Here is an 8,286-nt window from a genome sequence, read left to right on the forward strand (position 1 = left end):
CGGGCCTCCTGGTCGTGTCCTCGACCGGGAGATCAGTTAGGAAAGCGGGGCCGTCCATTCCATCATGACCGCACCCGTGCTCTCGGTGCTTACGTCGCTGATTCGCCTTGACCCGCAGGGGGCATCCACACATGCGATAAGTCTCTCCGCGACAAGCCAGTAAATCGAGTCCAAGATTTCGGTGCAGTCGGACTACCATCTGGCGGCAGAATTGATCACGCCCGCAGTGCCTCGATGACGGCGCGGAGCCCGGCGGAGAGGTGCCGGCGGGCGGGGTAGTAGAGATAGAGCCAGTCTTCCGGCGCGCACCAGGGAGCGAGGCATTCGACCAGCGCGCCGCTTTGCAGGTGCGGCCGAGCCCGGTCCTCCCATACGTAGGCCAGCGCCACGCCCGATTTGGCGGCTTCCACCATAAGCTCATGGTCGTCGAGCGAGAGCGGCCCGGTTGGTTCGAAGGCGACGACTTTGCCGGCGCGGCTGAACTCCCAGGAGTAGGCCGTGCCGCTCGGATAGATGTTCCTGATGCAGACATGATCCTTCAGGTCGGCCGGCACCTTGGGCGCAGGATGCCGCTCGAAGTAGTCTGGCGAGCCGACCACGGCGAAGCGCAGCTGCGGCTTGATCCGCACGGCCGTCATGCCCTCGCGCAGGCTCTCCCCCAGGCGGATGCCGGCGTCGAAACCCTCGGCCGCGATGTCCACGAGCCGGTCGGTGGCGACGATCTCCAGCTCGAGCTTCGGGTTTGCGGCGATCAGCCGACCCATGACCGGGCCGAACACGAAAGGGGCGATCGAGTTGGGCGCGTTGATGCGAACCTTGCCGAAGGGCGTGTCACGGTACTGGTTCAGCGCATCCAGCGCCGAGCCGATCTCGCCGAAGGCCGGCGAGACCTGCGCCAGCAGCATCGCCCCCGCATCCGTCGGCGAGACGCTCCGCGTCGTGCGGTTGAGTAGCCGTATCCCGACGCGCGCCTCAAGGCTGCTCACGGCGTGGCTGACGGCCGAGGCAGTCACCCCGCGCTCCTCGCCCGCCCGGCGGAAGCTGCGGTGCCGCGCCACCGCCTCGAAGGCCGCCAGCTCGGCCAGCTCCGTCGCCCGCATTGCTGAGCACCATTCAGGATTGAATGGAGGATTATCCCGCTAATCGCGGCAGCCGAAAAGCCGGAAACATCTCCCCACGGACGGCGCCGGTGCCGCCTCCGATGAGGAGACAGACCCATGGCCGACTTCATCCCCCCTGCTGCGAACACCGCCTCCCCCTTCGCCGACATGCGCGGCCACCATGTCGCGGTGCGCACGCCCGAGCTCGAAACCGCGAAGCGCTGGTATGTCGAGACGCTGGACTTCCGTGTCGTCGCCGAATGGGACTATGCCGACGAGCAGCTGGCCTACCTGGCGCCGGCGACCGATGATCATTTCTACATCGAGATTCTCGGCGGCGGCGAGCCGGCGCCCCGAGAGGTCCGACCTTACACCGATCTCGCCAGCAGCCTGGCCTATGCAGGCTACCACCATTTTTGCCTAAGCGTGGACAGCGTGGACCGGACCGTCGCGCGGCTGCGCGAGCGCGGCGTGACCATCGTGACCGAGCCCTTCGAGCTGCCGGCCATCAGCCGCCGCCTTGCCTTCTTCCGCGACCCCTTCGGCAACCTGATCGAGCTGGCCGAGGTGCTTGCCTGAGCCTTCTGCCGCACCTCCCACTTCTCTCCTCCCGCCAAAGGATCAACGTCATGACAGTTTGGTTCATCACCGGCGCGTCGCGCGGCTTCGGCGCCCTCGTCGCCGAGCGCGCCCTGGCCAGGGGCGATGCCGTGGTCGCCACGGCCCGCAACCCGGAGGCCCTAACCCAGCGATTTGGCGGCCACCCCAATCTGCTCGCCGCCGCGCTCGACGTGGCCGACGAAGGGCAGGCGACCGCCGCGGCCGCGGCCGCGATGGAACGCTTCGGGCGGATCGACGTGCTGCTCAACAATGCCGGCTTCGGCCTCATGGGCGCCGTCGAGGAGGCGACGGCGGCCGAGGTCGAGGCGGTCTTCCGCACCAACGTCTTCGGCCTGCTCACCGTCACCCGCGCCGTCCTGCCGCACATGCGCGCGGCGCGCTCCGGGCGGATCCTCAACATCTCTTCGATCGGCGGCTACCGGGGAGCGGCCGGCTTCGGCGTCTACAGTGCGACCAAGTTCGCGGTCGAGGGCCTGTCCGAGGCGCTGCATGCCGAGCTTGCGCCCCTCGGTATCCATGTCACCGTCGTCGAGCCGGGCTATTTCCGCACGGATTTTTTGGACGCCTCGTCATTGTCGACCAGCGCCTCCCAGATCGCCGATTACGATGCAACCGCCGGCAGGGTTCGCGGCGTGGCGGCAGGGCTGAGCCGCCGGCAGCCTGGCGATCCGGCGCGGCTGGCGGAGGTGCTGGTGGCCTTTGCCGATGCACCCGATCCGCCGGTGCGCCTGCCGCTGGGCAGCGACACGGTGGCGGCCATCGAGGCGAAGCACGCGGCGGATGCGGCGATCCTGGCGGCATGGCGCTCCGTGGCGCTGTCGACCGACTTCGACGCTGGCTGATGTCTCAAGGCGGCGGAGCAGACCTTTAGGTCGGGAGAAGCAGGCCCAAGCTCCTGCCTGCCTCAAGGTCTGCTGATGCGAAGACGAACCGGGCAGTGTCGGGTCGGCCGTCACTCGGAGTCCGTCAAGGACAGGTTCTGGCGCTAGAAGCAGGCCGCTCACATGCAATAAGACCTGCTTGTCGCAAGTGGTGCGGGGCTTGCCACAATCCCAGATGGCCTGCGCTTTAGACACCTCGACAGGACATGCCGGCAACGAGTGGATGCCTGTGCGCCTGTAACATGCGGAGAGGATCATGCTCCCGATGCAGCGCATTTCCATAGCGCGCCTTATTCAACAGCCAAAGCCGCGCGAATTGCGAATGGGAAGGGTATCAAGGCTGCCTCGATATTCGTGGCCTTCATCATGGTTCCGTCACGCTGACGGCGCTCTCACTGGGGCAGGCCAGCAGCATTCAAAGCTTTGGCGTAGGTCCTTGCCATTGTCTCGACAGGCAGCGGTATTCGGGTAAGAAAGCTCGAGATCGTGAGCTCCGGCTCGACCGCCAATAGCTCCTGCACGACCCGCCTCGCCCGCTCCGGCTGCTCAAGCTTCACGAGGGCGACGGCGAGCACGCGAAGTGCGACCGCAAAGCGCGGGTTCTGCGCGAGCGCCTTCTTCGCCCAACTCGCCGCATCGGCGAAATCCTGATCGGCCACGGCGGCGATCGCCATCGCGCCCGAAATCAGCCAGTTGCGTGGATCACGTGGGTTGAGCCGCTGCGCTCGCGCCAGCATCTCACGGCCCGTGCCCTGGTTGCCGCACATGATCTCGATCCAGCCGGCCAAGGTCAGCGCCATGGCCGAGTTTGGATTGAGCAGCAGGGAGCGGCTGAAGAGGTCTCGCGCTTTCTCCCGCCCCTCTCCCGCCATGTTCCACACCGCGAAGGCCGCCATCCATAAGATCTGCGCATCATTGGGAGCGAGTTCCACGGCGCGGTCGGCAAGCCGCAGCGCCTTGGCACGCACTGCCCCCTCCGGTGGCGTCCAGCCCTGGAAGTGGCGCTGCGTGTGGTAGTAGGCCGCGGCGGCCATTGCCGGCGCATAGTCGGGCTCGATCGCCAGCGCCTGCTCGAGGCAGCGTAGCGCCGTCATGCTGTCGGCGGTGAATTCGTGCTCCAACGCGAAGGCTTGCAGCAGGAGATCGTAGGCGTCAAGCCGCTTCGGCCGTTCCTGCCGGTGCCGCTCGATCTCGGCGCGCTGCAGCGTCGGCTCGATCGTGGCGACGACGCTTTCCGCAACCCGGTCCTGCAGCGCGAAGATGTCGTGAAGGTCACCCTCAAAACGGTCGGCCCAAAGATGCGTGCCAGACACCGCATCGACCAGCTGGCCGGTGATCCGGAGCCGGTCGCCATCGCGCCGAACGCTCCCTTCCAACAGATAGCCAACGCCGAGCTCCCGCCCGACCTGACGGATATCGACGGTCTGGCCCTTGAAGGCGAAAGAGGAATTGCGTGCGATGACCAAGAGGCCGCTGCTCCGCGTCAGCGCGGTGATAATCTCCACCGCCATACCGTCTGCGAAATAATCCTGCTCGGGATCACCGCCGATATTGGCGAAGGGCAGGACGGCGACCGAGGGCAGCCTGATCTCGCCAGCGCCCCTCGCGCGACCGGCAAGGCTCTCTGGGGTAGTTTCGGCCGCCTCCGCAACCGCTCCGACGAAGCGAACTCCCTTGCGGGGAAGGGTTCGGATCAGGCGTTGTTCGGCGCCATTGTCGCCTATCGCGACCCGGGCCGCGTTGACCCGGCTGCTGAGCGTCGCATCCGAGACGATGCGACCGCGCCACACCTCGGTCATAAGGTCGTCGCGGCTGACGACCCGGTCCCGCATGCGGATGAGGAATTCCAGCAGGTCGAAGACCTGCGGTTCCAGGCTCACGAGGTTGCCGGCCTGGCGCAGCTCGCGCCGGGCCGGATCGAGGGTCAAGGTCCCAAACTGGTAGAGCACGATGCGGCCCGCGATTGACGCCCCGACGCTAGCATGGGCCAGCTGAAGCAAAAATCATCGGTATCTGAAGGGCAGCTACAGGCGGCCTCCAAGCGGTGGGCGGGCCGGTGCGGCACAGTCCGCCTATTCGCCACGGTACCGAGGAACCCTCCGATGCAGCCCGAGATGATCAACCCGCGCCGCCGTCAGCTTCTGGGCGCCGCCGCAATGGGCCTGGCAGCCGGGCTTGCGCTCGCCGGTCAGGCGCAGGCCCAAGGCACGGCCGGCAGCGCCGCCTTCGCGCCCCTGAAGCGGATCGAGGCAGGCCTGTTGAGCATTGGCTACGCTGAAGCTGGCCGCCCAGGCGGCCCCGCCGTACTCCTGCTGCATGGCTGGCCCTATGACATCCACAGCTATGTCGATGTCGCGCCGCTGCTCGCCGCAGCCGGATACCGGGTGATCATCCCCTATCTCCGCGGCTACGGAACCACGCGCTTCCTTTCGCCAGAGACGGTGCGCAACGGCCAGCAATCAGCGCTCGCCGTCGACATGATAGCGCTGCTGGACGCGCTCGGCATCCAGCAAGCCGTGGTCGCAGGTTACGACTGGGGCGCGCGGACAGCCGATATCATGGCGGTCCTCTGGCCGGAGCGCTGCAAGGCGCTCGTCTCGGTCAGCGGCTATCTGATCGGCAGCCCGGAGGCGAACAAGACCCCGCTGCCGCCGCGGGCGGAGCTTTCCTGGTGGTACCAATTCTACTTCGCCACCAGCCGTGGCCGGGCCGGTTACGAGGCTTACCGCCGGGATTTCGCGAGGCTCATCTGGCAGATCGCCTCGCCCCAGTGGAATTTCGACGATGCGACCTTCGAGCGAAGCGCCCAGGCCTTCGACAACCCGGACCATGTCAGCATCGTCATCCACAATTACCGCTGGCGGCTCGGCCTCGCCCAGGGCGAGCGGCAATATGATGCGCTGGAGCGACGCCTGGCCGAGGCGCCGACCATCGGGGTGCCGGCCATCACCCTGGAGGGCGATGCCAATGGCGCTCCCCATCCTGATCCGGCTTCTTATGCCAAGCGATTCACCGGGCGATACGCCCATCGGCTCGTTCGAGGCGGGATTGGCCATAACCTGCCGCAGGAGGCGCCGCACCAATTCGCTCAAGCGGTCATCGACGCGGATGCCGCCTGAGCGGCGCCCGGACAAGCAAGGAGGATCCTATGGACCGTCGCTCGTTCCTGCCGGGGCTGCTATCCGCCGGCGCCATGCTGGCAGGCCTGCCGCTAACGACCCGCAGCGCCGCGCAATCGGCTGCTAGGGTGCCGGCGCCGGAATTCGCCGGCATCGACGCTTGGCTGAACTCGCCCACGCCGCTCACCATCGCCGGGCTGCGCGGCAAGGTGGTGCTGGTTGATTTCTGGACCTATTCTTGCATCAACTGTCGCCGTACGGTTCCCTACCTCAACCGCTGGCAGGCGGAGTACGGCCCGCATGGGCTGCAAGTCATCGGCATCCACACGCCGGAATTCGGCTTCGAGCGTGTCCGCCACAATGTGGAGGATGCGGTCCGCGAGTTCGGCATCCGCTACCCGGTGGGTCAGGACAACCAATTCCAGACTTGGCGAGCCTGGAGCAACCGAGCCTGGCCAGCCTTCTACCTGCTGGACCAGGACGGCCGGATCGTCCTGCTCCGGGAGGGCGAGGGCTACGCGCGCGAGATGGAGGGTGCAATCCGGGCCCTACTCGGCCTCTCCACCTCCGGGCCCGTCGGCAGGCCGGGCGACGACCCGGACCTGTCGCGGGTCCGCTCGCCCGAGATCTATTTCGGCGCGCAGCACCCGACGCCACAGGATCGCGCCCAGTCGCCCCGGCGAGGTGAGGCGGCCTATGCCTTCACGGGCGAAGGCCCGCGGCTGAACCAGTACCAGCTCGAGGGCAAGTGGAACCGGGAGGAGGAAGCGCTGGTGCTCCGCTCGGCGCGCGGCGGCCTGCGTCTGCGCTTCTCCGCGGCGAAGCTGCATTTGGTGGCCGCCGCGCCACAGGGCGGGAAGCTGCGGGTCTCGGTCGACGGTGGCGCGGCGCAGGAGATCGAGTTGAATCGGCCAACGCTTTACACGCTGCTCGACGGGACGGCCTATGGCGAGCATCAACTGCTCGTCGAGGCGGAGATGCCGGGGTTGTCGCTTTTCAGCGCGACCTTTGGTTAGGGTGGAAGGAGGGCGATCAAATGCGGTGGCCATCGTCTCAAGCGCACATCGCCATGGCTGCGACCTGCGTCCTGGCACTAGCCCCGGCCGTGGCGGGGAACCGACGACGATGGGTCGGCGGTCTTCGGCGTCAAGCTCCCTACCGGGTACCGCGATTGGCAACTGATCAGCGTGGACCGCGAGGCTGGCGGCCTCAACGACATTCGGGCCATTCTTGGAACGACGTCGCGGTAAGGGCTTTCCGGGACGGTACGCGTCCTTTCCTGGGCGGTGCGATCATCGTTAGGCTGGCGTGGCAATACGTGGCATCGGCTGAGAACAATGCGGTCTTCGGCCAAGCTCAATCCTTCGGGTTCCGTTGCATCCTTGCGGCGCCGCCCTGAGCTGGTCATGGACGAAGTCCGGCTCCAGGCCTCGTTGGGATGCTGCTGCGCAGGGCAAGGCCCTCCTCGCGGTATGGCCGCCAGACCAGGTTGCGCCCTCCATCCGGCCGTCACGCCTGAGCATGATGTGGACCCGCCGGTAGCCATAGCGGATCCGCGTCTGCGCGATCTCATGCATGCGTTGCCGGATCTCGAGGCGGGGATCCCTGGTGCTCGGCTTGCACTGGGTCGATCGGTGCTGGCATGTCAGAGAACAGGCCCGACGCTCGCTGGTGCCGTGGCTTCGCGCCACATAGGCCACGATCTCCTTCATGAGCGCTGGCCGGGAACTTTTGTGACAGGACGTCCTGCAGCACAGCCTTGTCGAGGCTGAGTTCAGCGACCGGCCGCTTCAGCCGGGCATTCGCCTCGGTCAGCTGCTTGAACTCACGGACCTGGTCCGTCTCCAGCCCGGCGTACTGCTTCTTCCAGCGGCAAGCCCAACTCGGCTTGCATCAGCACCGCCACGATCTGCTCCACCGAAAACCGCCGCTTCATGGCCAATCCCCACACCCGTCATGAGGAAATCCACCGAAGAACTAACACCAGAGCCGGACCACTTTTGCCGTGTCACCTCACCTCCGCCGCCCCACCCCGGAATGGCTAAACTCCAACTGATGACCTGTTCCCAATGCCGCTGACGAGCTTGTCCTAGGTGTGGGCCTGAGCGGCCTTTCGCAGCTGCCGTTCAAAGATGTCGGGCGCAGGTCTTGTATGCATTCAACTCGCCATGTTCAGGCAAACATCAGGTCATTGTCCTTAACCGCGAATGTTGCTGCTCCGTTGGCCCCGAGCGCGGCGGAACCGTTCGCAACCGCGGCGCCGTCATAGGTCATCCCGTCCACATAGAGGTTGCGGTCGGTGGTCGAGGTTCCGCCCCAGGCATCGTTCAGGAAGGTGACGGCAACGCTATGGTTGCCAGTCGCCCAGTTGCCCTTGATGGTCAGCGTGTCCGACTGGCCCGAGGAGTGCCAGGCTGCTGCGGTCTGCGTGCCGCCGATCTGCACGTTGTCCACCTTGACGGTGTACTGCGCACTGCCCTGGTAGGCATCTTGTGAAATGCGCAGCACCAGCGTGTCGGAGCCGGAGCCAAGCGTCGTCTGTACCGGCGCGGGTGCCGTGGGTGT

7 protein-coding genes are annotated in these 8,286 nt (G+C 66.4%); 4 read left to right on the forward strand and 3 right to left on the reverse strand.

Annotated elements, in window-relative coordinates; genetic code table 11:
* Positions 1-215 precede the first annotated feature (215 nt).
* Positions 216-1,100, reverse strand: a complete 885-nt coding sequence (locus JMJ56_RS31925) for a LysR family transcriptional regulator (protein ID WP_202835910.1) — start codon at positions 1,098-1,100, stop codon at positions 216-218.
* 117 nt (positions 1,101-1,217) lie between these two features.
* Between JMJ56_RS31925 and JMJ56_RS31930 the strand changes: the two genes are divergently transcribed.
* Together JMJ56_RS31930 and JMJ56_RS31935 are read left to right on the forward strand one after the other, a co-directional pair.
* Positions 1,218-1,679: a VOC family protein gene (locus tag JMJ56_RS31930; protein WP_202835911.1), complete on the forward strand. Its 462-nt coding sequence runs from the start codon at positions 1,218-1,220 to the stop codon at positions 1,677-1,679.
* Positions 1,680-1,729: 50 nt separating this feature from the next.
* The gene (locus JMJ56_RS31935) at positions 1,730-2,563 is read left to right on the forward strand and encodes an oxidoreductase (RefSeq protein ID WP_202835912.1); all 834 of its coding nucleotides are present in this window, start codon (positions 1,730-1,732) and stop codon (positions 2,561-2,563) included.
* A gap of 431 nt (positions 2,564-2,994) precedes the next feature.
* Here JMJ56_RS31935 and JMJ56_RS31940 read toward each other — a convergent pair whose 3' ends face one another.
* Complete coding sequence (locus JMJ56_RS31940; protein ID WP_202835913.1) at positions 2,995-4,530, reverse strand: winged helix-turn-helix domain-containing tetratricopeptide repeat protein; 1,536 nt, start codon at positions 4,528-4,530, stop codon at positions 2,995-2,997.
* A gap of 174 nt (positions 4,531-4,704) precedes the next feature.
* Between JMJ56_RS31940 and JMJ56_RS31945 the strand changes: the two genes are divergently transcribed.
* On the forward strand, positions 4,705-5,721 hold the full coding sequence (locus JMJ56_RS31945; protein ID WP_202835914.1) for an alpha/beta fold hydrolase: 1,017 nt from the start codon (positions 4,705-4,707) through the stop codon (positions 5,719-5,721).
* A 29-nt stretch (positions 5,722-5,750) separates the two neighbouring features.
* Positions 5,751-6,737, forward strand: coding sequence for a thioredoxin family protein (locus tag JMJ56_RS31950; RefSeq protein ID WP_202835915.1), 987 nt, complete (start codon positions 5,751-5,753; stop codon positions 6,735-6,737).
* Between the two features lie 1,156 nt (positions 6,738-7,893).
* Here JMJ56_RS31950 and JMJ56_RS31955 read toward each other — a convergent pair.
* The coding region (locus JMJ56_RS31955) for a carbohydrate-binding domain-containing protein (protein WP_328702522.1) at positions 7,894-8,286 on the reverse strand (393 nt) is incomplete at its 5' end.

The sequence above is a fragment of the Belnapia arida genome (assembly GCF_016773205.1).
Classification (GTDB): domain Bacteria; phylum Pseudomonadota; class Alphaproteobacteria; order Acetobacterales; family Acetobacteraceae; genus Belnapia; species Belnapia arida.